At 63.4% G+C, this 12,543-nt stretch carries 15 protein-coding genes; 7 read left to right on the top strand and 8 right to left on the bottom strand.

All coding sequences use genetic code 11. The annotated features are described in order from the left end of the window. Positions 1-3: 3 nt before the first annotated feature. Positions 4-270 carry a GlsB/YeaQ/YmgE family stress response membrane protein gene (locus ACYVG8_RS05960; protein WP_028499617.1) on the bottom strand — a complete coding sequence of 89 codons (267 nt, stop codon included), beginning with the start codon at positions 268-270 and terminating at the stop codon, positions 4-6. A 138-nt stretch (positions 271-408) separates the two neighbouring features. On the opposite strand from ACYVG8_RS05960, the gene ACYVG8_RS05955 reads away from it, so the two are divergent. Beyond that, complete coding sequence (locus tag ACYVG8_RS05955; RefSeq protein WP_028499616.1) at positions 409-1,248, top strand: PhzF family phenazine biosynthesis protein; 840 nt, start codon at positions 409-411, stop codon at positions 1,246-1,248. 66 nt (positions 1,249-1,314) lie between these two features. Here the strand turns inward: ACYVG8_RS05955 and ACYVG8_RS05950 are convergent, their stop codons facing one another. After that, entirely contained in the window at positions 1,315-2,637 is a 1,323-nt protein-coding gene (locus ACYVG8_RS05950) for a dicarboxylate/amino acid:cation symporter (protein WP_028499615.1), read from the bottom strand. 201 nt (positions 2,638-2,838) lie between these two features. On the opposite strand from ACYVG8_RS05950, the gene ACYVG8_RS05945 reads away from it, so the two are divergent. Next, complete coding sequence (locus ACYVG8_RS05945; RefSeq protein WP_107889642.1) at positions 2,839-3,264, top strand: DUF2147 domain-containing protein; 426 nt, start codon at positions 2,839-2,841, stop codon at positions 3,262-3,264. Positions 3,265-3,313: 49 nt separating this feature from the next. Here ACYVG8_RS05945 and ACYVG8_RS05940 read toward each other — a convergent pair whose 3' ends face one another. The 5 genes from ACYVG8_RS05940 to ACYVG8_RS05920 form a co-directional block, all read right to left on the bottom strand. Beyond that, a complete protein-coding gene (locus ACYVG8_RS05940) occupies positions 3,314-3,886 on the bottom strand; it encodes a hypothetical protein (protein WP_107889643.1) in 573 nt (190 codons plus the stop codon). A gap of 163 nt (positions 3,887-4,049) precedes the next feature. Next, entirely contained in the window at positions 4,050-4,784 is a 735-nt protein-coding gene (gene phbB, locus ACYVG8_RS05935) for a beta-ketoacyl-ACP reductase (RefSeq protein ID WP_028499612.1), read from the bottom strand. Positions 4,785-5,125: 341 nt separating this feature from the next. Beyond that, positions 5,126-5,995: a ribosome small subunit-dependent GTPase A gene (rsgA, locus tag ACYVG8_RS05930; RefSeq protein WP_315386243.1), complete on the bottom strand. Its 870-nt coding sequence runs from the start codon at positions 5,993-5,995 to the stop codon at positions 5,126-5,128. Beyond that, positions 5,992-6,321 (bottom strand): 4a-hydroxytetrahydrobiopterin dehydratase, encoded by a 330-nt coding sequence (locus ACYVG8_RS05925; RefSeq protein ID WP_107889645.1) that lies wholly within the window; start codon positions 6,319-6,321, stop codon positions 5,992-5,994. The genes rsgA and ACYVG8_RS05925 overlap by 4 nt, the downstream gene beginning before the upstream one ends. Then, entirely contained in the window at positions 6,318-7,577 is a 1,260-nt protein-coding gene (locus ACYVG8_RS05920; protein ID WP_028499609.1) for a M48 family metallopeptidase, read from the bottom strand. The genes ACYVG8_RS05925 and ACYVG8_RS05920 overlap by 4 nt, the downstream gene beginning before the upstream one ends. A 94-nt stretch (positions 7,578-7,671) precedes the next feature. On the opposite strand from ACYVG8_RS05920, the gene orn reads away from it, so the two are divergent. The 3 genes from orn to ACYVG8_RS05905 all read left to right on the top strand — a co-directional run bounded on the left by orn (position 7,672) and on the right by ACYVG8_RS05905 (position 10,473). Continuing rightward, entirely contained in the window at positions 7,672-8,217 is a 546-nt protein-coding gene (gene orn, locus ACYVG8_RS05915) for an oligoribonuclease (RefSeq protein WP_028499608.1), read from the top strand. A 97-nt stretch (positions 8,218-8,314) separates the two neighbouring features. Then, positions 8,315-9,967: a glucose-6-phosphate isomerase gene (pgi, locus tag ACYVG8_RS05910; protein ID WP_107889646.1), complete on the top strand. Its 1,653-nt coding sequence runs from the start codon at positions 8,315-8,317 to the stop codon at positions 9,965-9,967. Then, positions 9,964-10,473, top strand: coding sequence for a CinA family protein (locus tag ACYVG8_RS05905; protein WP_028499606.1), 510 nt, complete (start codon positions 9,964-9,966; stop codon positions 10,471-10,473). Before pgi ends, ACYVG8_RS05905 begins: the two co-directional genes overlap by 4 nt. Here the strand turns inward: ACYVG8_RS05905 and apaG are convergent. Then, on the bottom strand, positions 10,442-10,822 hold the full coding sequence (apaG, locus tag ACYVG8_RS05900; protein ID WP_028499605.1) for a Co2+/Mg2+ efflux protein ApaG: 381 nt from the start codon (positions 10,820-10,822) through the stop codon (positions 10,442-10,444). The genes ACYVG8_RS05905 and apaG overlap by 32 nt on opposite strands. 126 nt (positions 10,823-10,948) lie before the next feature. On the opposite strand from apaG, the gene rpe reads away from it, so the two are divergent. Together rpe and ACYVG8_RS05890 are read left to right on the top strand one after the other, a co-directional pair. After that, positions 10,949-11,629, top strand: coding sequence for a ribulose-phosphate 3-epimerase (gene rpe / locus ACYVG8_RS05895; RefSeq protein ID WP_028499604.1), 681 nt, complete (start codon positions 10,949-10,951; stop codon positions 11,627-11,629). A gap of 3 nt (positions 11,630-11,632) precedes the next feature. Further along, on the top strand, positions 11,633-12,532 hold the full coding sequence (locus ACYVG8_RS05890) for a polysaccharide deacetylase family protein (RefSeq protein ID WP_036386208.1): 900 nt from the start codon (positions 11,633-11,635) through the stop codon (positions 12,530-12,532). Positions 12,533-12,543: the final 11 nt, after the last annotated feature.

The following is a 12,543-nucleotide window of genomic DNA, read 5'->3' as shown; positions in this document are numbered from 1 at the left end:
CATTTACTTGAATATGCCGACCATCTTCAGCAGGAAGATCAGCACCACCGCCCCCAGGATGCCGAAGACCAGCCCGGCAATGGAGAACCCGCCTGCGGCATAGGCCGAGCCGATGCCGAGCAGATCGCCGAAGATCCACTTGCCAAGCGCCGAGCCGATAATGCCGACCAGAATGTTGGCGATCGCACCCTGCTGGGCATCGGTGCCCATCACCTTGCTGGCCAGCCAGCCGATCAGTGCGCCTGCCAGTATCGTGATAATCCAGCCCATGGTGTTTCCCTTGATGTGAGTTCTGTTTCGTCAGCCTAGACCAGCCGTTCCGCAAACCCTACAGGAATCGGCGAATTCCGGTTATCCGGCCACGGCAAGTCGTTATGATGAAGGACTGATCCATCGAGGAGCCCATTCATGCCGAGTTACCGCTTCCATCTGGTCAACGTTTTTGCCGAAACGCCGTTCGGCGGCAATCCGCTGGCGGTATTCGAACCGGCCGACGGACTCGACAGCACGACCATGCAGGCGATTGCCGCGCAGATGAACCTGTCCGAGACCACCTTCGTTTTTCCGGCCACCGAGGGGGGCGATGCCCGCGTGCGCATCTTCACCCCCGGCTACGAACTGCCGTTCGCCGGCCATCCGGTACTGGGCACGGCCGCCGTACTGGCGCGGTTGCGCGGGCTGAGTGCATCGGTCCGGCTGGAAATGGCGGCCGGAATGTTCCCGATTGTGCTGGGTGAAGGGGGGTATGCGCAGTTGACTGCCAAACCGGCGCAGGTGCGCCCGTTCACGGGCGAGCAGGATGCACTGGCCGACATGCTGGGCCTCGGCGCCGGGGCGCTGCGCGATGCAAGATTCGTCAATACCGGCACCGAGCAATTGCTGATCGAACTGACCAGCCGCGATGCGGTGCTGGCCTGCCGGCCGTCGGCGGCCGGCATCGATGCGCTGTGCCGCAATGTGACCGGGGCGGCGATGGCCTATGTCTGGCATGTCGACGGCGCGGTGGCCACGGTGCGGCTGTTCTTCACCCACAACGGCCAGGTGATCGAGGACCCGGGCACCGGCTCGGCCTGTGCCAACCTGGGCGGCTGGCTGGCCAGTGACGGCCGGCGCGGGCTGCACTGGCGACTGGAGCAGGGCCATGCGCTGAACCGGCCGAATGTGCTCGATCTCGAAGTGGACGCCGCCGGCGTGATTCGCGTCGGCGGGCGGGTGATGCCGGTCGGCAGCGGTCAGATCGATCTGTAGGAGAGGGCATGAAAAAAACCGCCGTCCGTTGCCGGGCGGCGGTTTTTTGCGATGAAGCAGCAGGAATCAGGACAGTTCCTGCGACACTTCGCGCGTCAGGTGCGGTGCGTTGATCTGCATGCCGTGTTCGATCGGGGTCGGGCTGTCCAGCTCGCGCTTCATCTGCGCGGCATCCAGCGAGTGTTCCCACTTCGACACCACCACCGTGGCCACCGCATTGCCGACCAGGTTGGTCAGGGCGCGGGCTTCGGACATGAAGCGGTCGATGCCGAGGATCAGCGCCAGACCGGCAACCGGAATGTCCGGCACCGTGGCCAGCGTGGCGGCGAGGGTGATGAAGCCCGAACCGGTCACGCCGGCGGCACCCTTCGACGTCAGCAGCAGCACGCCGATAATGGTCAGTTCCTGGGTCAGCGACAGTTCGATGCCGCAGGCCTGGGCGATAAAGATCGCGGCCATGGTCAGGTAGATCGACGTGCCGTCCAGGTTGAACGAGTAGCCGGTCGGTACCACCAGGCCGACAACCGGCTTGGCGCAGCCGAGCTGTTCGAGCTTGACCATCAGCCGGGGCAGGGCAGACTCGGACGACGAGGTGCCGAGCACGATCAGCAGTTCTTCCTTGATGTACTTGATCAGCTTCCACACGCTGAAGCCGCAGTAGCGGGCGATCGCGCCGAGCACGACGAACACGAACAGCAGGCAGGTCAGGTAGAAGCTGCCCATCAGCGCGGCCAGCGAGGTCAGGCTGCCGACGCCGTACTTGCCGATGGTGAAGGCCATGGCGCCGAAGGCACCGATCGGGGCGAGCTTCATGATGAAGCCGATGATGGCGAACAGCACGTGCGAGACTTTTTCGATGAACTCCAGCACCGGCTTGCCGCCCTTGCCCATCAGCGACAGACCGAAGCCGAACAGCACCGAGAACAGCAGCACCTGCAGGATTTCACCTTCGGCGAACGCGCCGATCACGCTGTTCGGGATGATGTGCAGCACGAAGTCGACAGCCGACTGGTGCTCGGCGGCGGCGGTGTACTTGGCAATCGACTTGGTATCCAGCGTGGCCGGGTCGACGTGCATGCCGGCACCCGGCTTCAGCGTGTTGACGACGAACAGGCCGATGACCAGCGCCAGCGTGGTCACGACTTCAAAGTACAGCAGCGCCTTGCCACCGACACGGCCGACCTTCTTCATGTCTTCCATGCCGGCAATGCCGACCACCACGGTACAAAAGATGATCGGCGTGATCATCATCTTCACCAGCTTGATGAAACCGTCTCCGAGCGGCTTCATGCTGGCACCGGTCTCCGGCAGGAAGTGGCCGAGCACGACCCCCAGCACGATGGCCACGATCACCTGAAAATACAGGCTCTTGTAGATTTTTCTTTGCATCCCGATTCCTGTCTTGCGCTGAGGGTGACGCGAGCCACCCGTTTCTCCTATGGTGATCGAATGATGCGCTACAGAATTGCCCGAAATGAATTGGGTGTTTCCCCAATCGGGTTTACCCCAATAGCTTGACCGTCGGGAACGCGTTCGGCATTCTAGAGTTCCAACTTAAAACAATCGTTTTTTCGAGGATGGAGAGACAACATGAAGAAGATCGCTGCTGCGCTGATGGGGACATTGCTGCTGGTCGGACTGGCGCGTGCCGACGAAGCCATCGTCGGAACCTGGAAGACCATCGATGACGAAACCAGACAGCCGAAGGCGCTGGTGCAGATTACCGACAACGGTGGCGAGTACCAGGGCCGGATCGTCAAGCTGTTCCACAATCCGGACGCCAGATGCGACCAGTGCGATGGCGATCGCAAGGACAAGCCGATCCAGGGCATGACCATTCTCTGGGGCCTGAAAAAGTCCGGCGACAGCTATGAAGGCGGCAAGATCCTCGACCCGAAAAAGGGCAAGATCTACAGCAGCAAGGCCAGACTGCAGGACGGCGGCAAGAAGCTCGAAGTGCGCGGTTTCCTCGGCGTGTCGCTGCTCGGTCGTACCCAGACCTGGGAACGGCAGTAAGCGCGACACCGTTGCACCGCAATGCGCCGCCTTCGGGCGGCGCATTGCGTTAATTGGTCTCGCGCCAGAACAGCCGCAGCGCGAACGAGATCTGATAGGCGAGGCTGGCGATGACAAAGACCAGATGGAAGCGGTGGCTGGCCGTCTGCATCGCCACCAGACACAACACCACGTATACGGCGATGCGCACCAGGTATTCGAGGCCGAGCGACTGCAGGTGCTGGTCGCCCTTGAGTGCGGTATCGATGATATCCAGCAGGTAGACCAGCGCCATCAGGCCGAAAAACCAGCGCCGGCGGGAAAGGAAGTACTCCTCGAAGTCGGCATACGGTGCCAGTCTGCGCGGAAACAGCAGCGAACACAGCAGATACAGCAGGACGGTGTAGACGATCAGGAATACATAGATCAGGAAGGTCCAGTCGGCGAGATGCCTGAGGCGGAACTCCCACCACCAGAAATGCAGCAGATACAGCACCATCGACACGACCCAGAGCAGATGGACCATATAGACCTTGCGCGGTTCCGGGTGCTGGACCAGCGAGGCGATGCCCTGCAGCAGATGGGTCAGCCCGAGGCTCATGACGACGCCGATGATGATGCGTACATGCGAGAACAGCTCCATTACGTTTCCTTTCCGGTCAAGGCAAGGTACGGCGCACGACCGTACCGGACAGGTTGTAATGGAAAGGCCGCTGCGGGAACAAAAGTGGCGGTTGGCGCTGTGGATGAAAAGAGACGGTCGCGTTGCGACCGTCTCTTGCAGTTGACTGGCGGGAATTATGGCATTACATCATGTGTTGCCCGCCGTTCATCGCCAGATCGGCGCCGGTCATGAAACCGGCCAGGTCGCTGGCCAGATAGGCGACCAGCCCGGCAATTTCCTCCGGCTTGCCGAGCCGGCCCAGCGGGATCTGGGCGACGATCTTTTCGCGGACTTCGGCCGGGACCGCCATCACCATGTCGGTGCCGATATAGCCCGGGCTGACGGTGTTGACCGTCACGCCCTTGCGGGCGACTTCCTGCGCCAGCGCCATGCTGAAGCCGTGCATGCCGGCCTTGGCCGCCGAGTAGTTGGTCTGGCCGAGCTGGCCCTTCTGGCCATTGATCGACGAAATACTGATGATCCGGCCGAAACCGCGCTCGCACATGCCTTCGATCAGCGGCCGCGTCATGTTGAAAACGCTGTCGAGGTTGGTCGACATGACGGCGTCCCACGACGCCTTGTCCATTTTCCGCAGCACGCCGTCACGGGTAATCCCGGCATTATTGACCAGCACGTCGACCGGGCCGACTTCGGACTGGATTTTCGCGATCAGGGCACTGCAGGCATCGAAATCGGTGACGTCGCATTGATAGGCGTGGACATCGAATCCCTGCTCTTTCATATCGGCCAGCCAGGCCGTTTCCTTGCCGGGGCGGGAATAGGTCGTGATGACGATATGACCGGCCTGGGCAAGTGCCTTGCAGATGGCAGTGCCAATCCCCCCCATACCGCCGGTGACGAGAGCAATTCGTGTCATCTGTACCTCCTTATTGTGGGTGCAAGCGTTGCGGGTACCGCCAGGCCCGGTGGCGTCACGCCACCCCGGTTATTGGCGGACCGTTATTCTTCAGTCCGTTTTATTCATGATGAACCATACGAATGGAAAATGCATTCCGCAATGCAATATGGATGAGATTGCAGAAAATGCCGCAATGCAACAAATGCGTGGAATATCGGGGGGCTGATTTGTTTATAGCGCTGAATTGCCGACACGTTTGGCAAAATGAGCAAAAGCATAATTCTGGCCGAATGGACGCAGAATGAAAAAAAGCCATCCGGGTGGATGGCTTTGACTAAATGATTGAATCAGCTAGTGAATCAACGCTGCAGCATGCGGGTAAGTTTCTGCAGCAGGGGCAGCCGGACGGCCGCGATCTCGCCGGCGGCACTGGCCGCGATCAGCCCGCAGCCCGGCTCGACCAGGTGCGCGCAGTTGTGGAAGCGGCAGCGACCGGCCAGCTCGCGCATTTCCGGGAAGTAGTGAATGACCTGGGTTGCATCGAGATGCATCAGGCCGAATTCCTGCAGTCCGGGCGAATCGATCAGGTGGCTGTCGGCGTCCAGGTGATACAGCGTCGCATGGGTGGTGGTATGGCGGCCGGAATCCAGCGCGGTGGAAATATCGCCGACCCGGGCCTGTGCCGACGGCAGCAGGGCGTTGGTCAGCGTGGACTTGCCCATGCCGGACTGGCCGATCAGCACCGTAGTCTGGCCGGTCAGCCGTTCGCGCAGCGGCGAGATGTCGCCCAGTGCCGACAGTTCCAGCACCGGGTAGCCGATCTCGCGATAGAAGCCCAGCAGCTCGCGCGCGGCCGGCGTTTCCGGCAGGTCGGTCTTGTTCAGGACGATCAGTGCCGCGATATCGGCCGCCTCGGCGGCGATCAGCGCCCGGTCGAGGAATTCCCGCGACGGGGTCGGCACGGCGGCCAGTACCACGACCAGCTGGGTGACATTGGCCGCGATCAGCTTCTGGCGGAAATCGTCCTGCCGGTACAGCAGGCTGCGGCGCGGCTGCGCCCGTTCGATGACCGCCTGCTCGCCATTGCTGATCTGCAGGTCGACCCGGTCGCCGGCGGCGTAGTCGGAACGCTTGCCGCGCGTGCTGCAGTCGTAGGTGTTGCCATCGTCGGCTTCGACCACATAGCGTCGACCATGGCTTCTGATGATCTGTCCGGCCGATTGCGTCACAGGCTGTCCAGTACGTCGAGCTTGGCGGCGCAGATGAAATCGTTGCGGGTCAGACCGCCGGCATCATGGGTCGAGTAGGAGACTTCCACCCGGTTGTAATGCACGGACAGGTCCGGATGATGGTCCTCGCGGTGCGAGATCCACGCGCTGGCATTCACGAAGGCCATGGTCTCGTGATAGTTGGCGAAGTCGAAGCGGCGGACCAGTGTCTCGCCGTCGAGGCGCCAGGATTCGGACAGGGCTTCCAGCAGGGACGGAATTTCTTCCGCCTCCAGCCGGGTGTGGGCATGCTGGGGCGAGCAGCGCTCGCGGGCAAGTCGGTTCATGCGGAAACTCCGGTATGCGGCAGCGATTCCAGATGCTGGATGCGGATCGTTGCCGGCGGGTGTGAGTCGTAGAACGCCGAGTGGAGCGGGTCCGGGGTCAGCGTCGACGCGTTGTCGCGGTAGAGCCGGGTCAGCGCCGAGACCAGCGCATGGCGGTCGGCGTGTTCGGCGGCATAGGCGTCGGCCTCGAATTCCTGGCGGCGGGACAGCCGGCTCATCAGCGGGGTCAGCGGGAAGGTGAAGGCCGGCAGCGCCATGGCGGCCAGAATCAGCCCGGCTGCCAGTGTCGGCGTGCTGATGCCGAGGCCGAAGTAGAACGGCGTCCATTCCAGCAGCCAGCCGAGCAGCAGCAGGAAGGCGAAGGACAGGGCAAAGGTCAGCACGATGCGCTTGATGATGTGCCGGCGCTTGAAGTGGCCCAGTTCATGGGCAAGCACGGCCTCGATCTCGTCGCCATCGAGCTGGTTCAGCAGCGTGTCGTAGAACACGATACGCTTGGCGGCGCCGAAACCGGTGAAATAGGCGTTGCCGTGACTGGAGCGGCGCGAACCGTCGACCACGAATACCCCGCTGGAGCGGAAGCCGCAGCGGGTGAGCAGGGCGTCGATGCGCTGTTTCAGCTCGCCATCTTCCAGCGGCAGGAAGCGGTTGAACAGCGGTGCGATCACGGTCGGGAACAGCCAGACCATCAGCAGCGAGAAGGCGCTCCAGACCAGCCACACCCACAGCCACCACAGCGTGCTGCCGTACATCAGCCACAGCACCAGCAGCAACAGCGGCACGCCGAGCACCAGCCCGACCAGCAGGCTCTTCAACTGGTCGATGATGAACAGCCTGACGCTGGTCTTGTTGAAGCCGAAGCGGGCCTCGATGCCGAAGGTTGCATACAGGCCGAACGGCAGGCCGATCAGGCCGGTGATCGCCATCAGCGACAGGATCAGCGCCGTGCCGCTGACGACCGGGGGCCAGCCCAGACCCAGCCAGAATACCGTCAGCGCCTCGATGCCGCCGCCGAGGGTCAGCGCCAGCAGCACACCGGCGTCGACAAGCGCCGACAGCATGGCGAGCCGGGTCCTGGCCACGGTGTAATCGGCGGCCAGCTGGTGATCGGCCAGGGTGAAGCGGCCGGTGAAGGCCGCCGGCACGGCCTCGCGGTGCGCCCGGACATGGCGGATGTGACGCGAGGCCAGGTACAGGCGCAGCGCCAGCGAAAAGGCCAGGGCGAGCAGGAAGGCGCTGGTGACAAGTGTGGTCATGGAGACGGACATGGTATGGCAGGATGGGGAGAGTGGCGTCGAGTATGAGACAATTCCACCGCTACCGAAATTCAATACAGAAAAGCACACCAGTATGGCACAAGACCAAAACCACCTGATATGGCTCGACATGGAAATGACCGGGCTGAATCCGGACAGCGACCGCGTGATTGAACTGGCTGTCGTCATTACCGACAGCGAACTCAATACCGTGGCCGAGTCGCCGGTGCTGGTCGTTCACCAGAGCGACGCCGTGCTCGACGGCATGGACGCCTGGAACAAGGGCACCCATGGCCGCAGCGGCCTGATCGAAAAGGTCAGGGCATCGACGCTGGACGAAGCCGCCGCGCAGGCGCAGATGCTGGCTTTCCTGCAGCAGCACGTGCCGGCCAAGGCATCGCCGATGTGCGGCAACTCGATCTGCCAGGACCGCCGCTTCATGGCGCGCTGGATGCCGGAACTGGAAGCCCACTTCCATTACCGCAACCTTGACGTGTCGACGCTGAAGGAACTGTGCAAGCGCTGGAAGCCGGAAATTGCCAAGGGCATGAAAAAGCACGGCAAGCACGAAGCCCTGGCCGACATCTACGAGTCGATCGAGGAAATGAAGTACTACCGCGAGCATTTCATCAAGCTGTGAGCGCAAAAGCCCGCCCGCCGGCGGGCCATGCCTGATTGAAAAGTCCGGCGCCGGCATGTGCAGGCGCCGCCGATCGATACCTGTTCCTGCTGACGCCATGGCCTCCCTGCTCGCCAACGACATCAACCTCACGCCGGTCTGGGCGCAACTGCACCATCATCAGCGTGCGACCCGCCCGGTGCACATGCGCGACCTGTTCGAGGCCGACCCGCAGCGCTTTGAACATTTCTCCATCGAACTCGACGGCTTCCTGCTCGATTACTCGAAAAACCGGGTGACGGCGCGGACGATGGAACTGCTGACCGAACTGGCGCGCACGGCCGGGCTCGGTGACTGGATGCGGCGCCTGCGCGACGGCGAACCGGTCAATGTCAGCGAGCATCGTGCCGTCATGCACATGGCGCTGCGCGCCGGCGAGCACGACCACTACTGCGTCGACGGCATCGATGTGGTGCCGGACGTGCATGCCACGCTGGCACGCTGTTTCGATTTTGCCCGCCGCGTGCGCGACGGCGAGTGGCTGGGGCATGACGGCCGGCGCATCGCCGATGTGGTCAATATCGGCATCGGCGGTTCCGATCTCGGGCCGATGCTGGTCGACAGCGCGCTGCGCCCGTTCGCCAGCGAGGCGGTGCGGGTGCATTTCGTCTCCAATCTCGATGGCGCGCAGCTGATGCAGACGCTGGCGCATTGCGATCCGGCCACCACGCTGTTCATCGTTGCCTCGAAATCGTTCACCACCCCGGAAACGCTGGCCAATGCCGAAGCGGCCCGCGACTGGTTCCTGCGCACGGCAACGGCCGCCGACGTGGCGCGCCACTTCGTCGCCGTGTCGACCAATACTCCGGCGGTGTGCCGCTTCGGCATTGATCCGGCCAATATGTTCGGTTTCTGGGACTGGGTCGGCGGGCGCTATTCGGTCTGGTCGGCCATTGGCCTGCCGGTGATGATCGCCGTTGGCGAGGCGCACTTTCGCGATTTTCTTGCCGGCGCCCGCGAGATGGACGCGCACTTTTTCTCGGCGCCGTTCGAACGCAACATCCCGGTGGTGATGGGCCTGCTTGGCGTCTGGTACAACACCTTCTACGGGGCGCATACCCACGCCATCATGCCGTACAGCCAGGGCCTGGCCCGGTTGCCGGCCTATCTGCAGCAGCTGGACATGGAGTCCAACGGCAAGCGTGTCGGTCGCTATGGCGAGAAACTCGATTTCGATACCGGCCCGGTGATCTGGGGCGAGGTCGGCGTCAACAGCCAGCATGCGTTTTTCCAGTTGCTGCATCAGGGTACGCGGCTGGTGCCGTGCGATTTCATCCTGCCGCTGTCCAGCCAGTACCCGGTTGGCGACCATCACCGGCAACTGGTGGCGAACTGCCTGGCGCAGACCGAGGCGCTGATGCGCGGCAAGACCGTGGCCGAAGCGCTGGCGCAGCTGGAAGACGAGGGCGTCTCTGGCGACACGCTGGACATGCTGCTGCCGCAGAAGGTCTTTCCGGGCAATCAGCCGTCCAATACCCTGGTGCTGGATGCGCTGTGCCCGCGCTCGCTCGGCATGCTGCTGGCCGCTTATGAGCACAAGGTGTTTGTCGAAGGCGTGATCTGGGGCATCAATTCGTTTGACCAGTGGGGGGTCGAGTACGGCAAGCTGCTGGCCCGGCGCATCGCGCCGGAACTGGCGGGCAATGGCCCGCTGAGCCATGACGGTTCGACCAATGCCCTGATCGAACGCTATCGCCGGAGAGGCCAATGAGTGCATCGATTCGCTCCCGGGCGGAAACGCTCGGCCTGCGCCTGAAGGCGCGGCACGAGACCGTGGCAACCGCCGAGTCGTGTACTGGCGGCCTGATTGCCGGTGCGCTGACCGATATCGCCGGCTCCAGCGACTGGTTCGGCTGGGGCGTGGTCAGTTATGCGAATGCGGCCAAGACCGGCATGCTGAAAGTGTCGCCGGCCTCACTGGCCGCGCACGGTGCCGTCAGCGAGGTGGTGGCGGCGGAAATGGCGCGCGGGGTGCAGAAGCTCAGCGGGGCCGACTGGAGTGTCGCGGTCAGCGGCGTGGCCGGTCCCGGCGGCGGCACGCCGGACAAGCCGGTCGGCCTGGTCTGCTTCGCCATCGCCATGCCGTTCGGCCGGGTCGATACCTTCGTCCGTCATTTCGCCGGTGACCGGCGGGCGGTGCGCACGCAGACGGTCGAAGTGGCGCTCGACGCGCTGCTGGAGCGCGTCAATGCAACACGCGCGGGCCAAGAAGGGTGAATTCGGGGATCTCGGCCTCGAACGGCGTGCCGTCGGTGGCGAGCATCTGGTAGCTGCCGCGCATGGTGCCGTACGGCGTGCCGATACCGGCGCCGCTGACATACTCGAACGACTCTCCCGGCGCCAGTGTCGGCTTTTCGCCGACCACGCCTTCGCCATGAACTTCCTCAACATGGCCGGTATCGTCGGTGATAATCCAGTGTCTGGCCTGCAATTGCGCGGATACCGTACCGGCATTGGTGATGCGGATGCGGTAGGCGAACACGTACTGGCCATCGTCCGGCGCAGACTGGTTTTCGATGTAGAACGACTGCGGTTCGACCGTGATGGCGTATTTGTTGTTCTGCATGTGGCGATCCCGTTGCAAGGTGGATGGGCGTCCTGCAGATAGGGGCGAATGGAAAAATGCCAAGACCATGCGTCGACGGCGGCAAACCGGTAAAATCCGGTTTTTCGCTATCAGGTCGATTTTGCCATGCGTCAGTTCCGTATTGCCCCCAGCATCCTGTCCGCCGATTTTGCCCGTCTGGGCGAGGAAGTCCGCGATGTCGTGGCGGCCGGGGCCGATATCATCCACGTCGATGTGATGGACAACCACTACGTGCCCAACCTGACCATCGGGCCGATGGTGTGCAAGGCGATACGACCTTATACCGAAGCGATGATCGATGTACACCTGATGGTGAAGCCGGTCGATGCGCTGGCGGTCCAGTTTGCGAAGGCCGGCGCCAACATGATCACCTTCCACCCCGAAGCCAGCGACCATGTCGACCGCACGCTGGGCCTGATCCGCGACAACGGTTGCAAGGCCGGGCTGGTGATCAATCCGGCTGCACCGCTGCATCATCTCGACCACGTCATGGACAAGCTCGACATGGTGCTGATCATGTCGGTCAACCCGGGCTTTGGCGGGCAGAGTTTTATCCCGGAAGCGCTGAACAAGATCCGGATGACGCGCGAGCGCATCGACGCCTGGACGGCAAAGCACGGCGGCGAGATCTGGCTTGAAGTCGACGGCGGGGTCAAGATCGACAATATCGCCGAGATCGCCCGCGCCGGTGCCGATACCTTCGTGGCCGGCTCCGCCATCTATGGCCAGCCGGATTACCGCGGCGTGATCAATGCCATGCGCGCCGAACTCGCCACGGTGGCCTGAACCATGTCCGTCATTGCGCTCAAGGTCGATATCCACACCCGGGTCGGGCTGACCGACGGCGCCGTTGCGCTGGCCGGGCTGTTTCGCGAGCAGGGGGCGGGCGCGACGTTCTATCTGAGCCTCGGGCCTGATCGGGCCGGCAAGGTGCCGCTGGCTGAATGGTTTGCCCATGGCGGCGTCAAGCCGCGTGCGCATCTGCCGTTCCTGACCCGCCAGAACGGCCGGCTGTGGCCGGGCCCGGACATGGGGCGTGCGCTGCGCAAATGCCTGCATGCGCTGCAGGGGGACGGATTCGAACTGGGACTCAAGGCCTGGGACCAGGCCGCCTGGCGCAAGGAATCCACCGAGGCCGATGCCGAATGGACGCGCAAGGCGCTGGAACGGGCCATCGCCGGCTTCACCCGGCTGACCGGGGCTGCACCGCAGACGCTGGCGGCGCCGGGCTGGCATGGCAACTGGTCTGCCGTGCGCCAGAGCCAGGGGCTCGGCATTCACTTCGCCAGCGATGCCCGCGGACGCGAACCGTTCATCCCGGTACAGCGGGCGGAAATCGTGGCCGTGCCGCAACTGCCGACCACGCTGCCGACGCTCGACGAAGTGCTGGCCGAATCGCATGGTGACCAGACGCAGGCGATCGAGCGCATTCTCAACCTGACCTCGACCCCGCGCCGCCACGGCCATGTCTTTTCGCTGAACGCGGAAGCGGACGGGCGCAAGTTGCTGCAGATGGTCGGTCTGCTGCTGGCCGGCTGGAAGCGGCAGGGCTGGCAGTGCGTGTCGCTGGGCGATCTGGCCGCGACGCTGGACCTGAGTCGTTTGCCGCACAGCGAACTGGTGTGGGAAACGTGGCCGGGCCGACGCGGCAAGCTGGCTCGTCAGGGCGACAACGTCTTCATTGCCTGACGGGCCTGCCT

The organism is Microvirgula curvata (assembly GCF_054781615.1).
The sequence above is the reverse complement of the archived record's forward strand: the minus strand, read 5'-3'. Positions and strand labels throughout refer to the sequence as shown.

Coding starts and splice junctions, on each gene's coding strand:
- orn (WP_028499608.1), top strand. CDS start 7,672: ATGGCACAAGACCAAAACCACCTGATATGGCTCGACATGGAAATGACC.
- apaG (WP_028499605.1), bottom strand. CDS start 10,822: ATGCAGAACAACAAATACGCCATCACGGTCGAACCGCAGTCGTTCTAC.
- ACYVG8_RS05945 (WP_107889642.1), top strand. CDS start 2,839: ATGAAGAAGATCGCTGCTGCGCTGATGGGGACATTGCTGCTGGTCGGA.
- rpe (WP_028499604.1), top strand. CDS start 10,949: ATGCGTCAGTTCCGTATTGCCCCCAGCATCCTGTCCGCCGATTTTGCC.
- ACYVG8_RS05890 (WP_036386208.1), top strand. CDS start 11,633: ATGTCCGTCATTGCGCTCAAGGTCGATATCCACACCCGGGTCGGGCTG.
- pgi (WP_107889646.1), top strand. CDS start 8,315: ATGGCCTCCCTGCTCGCCAACGACATCAACCTCACGCCGGTCTGGGCG.
- ACYVG8_RS05960 (WP_028499617.1), bottom strand. CDS start 270: ATGGGCTGGATTATCACGATACTGGCAGGCGCACTGATCGGCTGGCTG.
- ACYVG8_RS05920 (WP_028499609.1), bottom strand. CDS start 7,577: ATGACCACACTTGTCACCAGCGCCTTCCTGCTCGCCCTGGCCTTTTCG.
- ACYVG8_RS05955 (WP_028499616.1), top strand. CDS start 409: ATGCCGAGTTACCGCTTCCATCTGGTCAACGTTTTTGCCGAAACGCCG.
- phbB (WP_028499612.1), bottom strand. CDS start 4,784: ATGACACGAATTGCTCTCGTCACCGGCGGTATGGGGGGGATTGGCACT.
- ACYVG8_RS05905 (WP_028499606.1), top strand. CDS start 9,964: ATGAGTGCATCGATTCGCTCCCGGGCGGAAACGCTCGGCCTGCGCCTG.
- ACYVG8_RS05925 (WP_107889645.1), bottom strand. CDS start 6,321: ATGAACCGACTTGCCCGCGAGCGCTGCTCGCCCCAGCATGCCCACACC.
- ACYVG8_RS05950 (WP_028499615.1), bottom strand. CDS start 2,637: ATGCAAAGAAAAATCTACAAGAGCCTGTATTTTCAGGTGATCGTGGCC.
- ACYVG8_RS05940 (WP_107889643.1), bottom strand. CDS start 3,886: ATGGAGCTGTTCTCGCATGTACGCATCATCATCGGCGTCGTCATGAGC.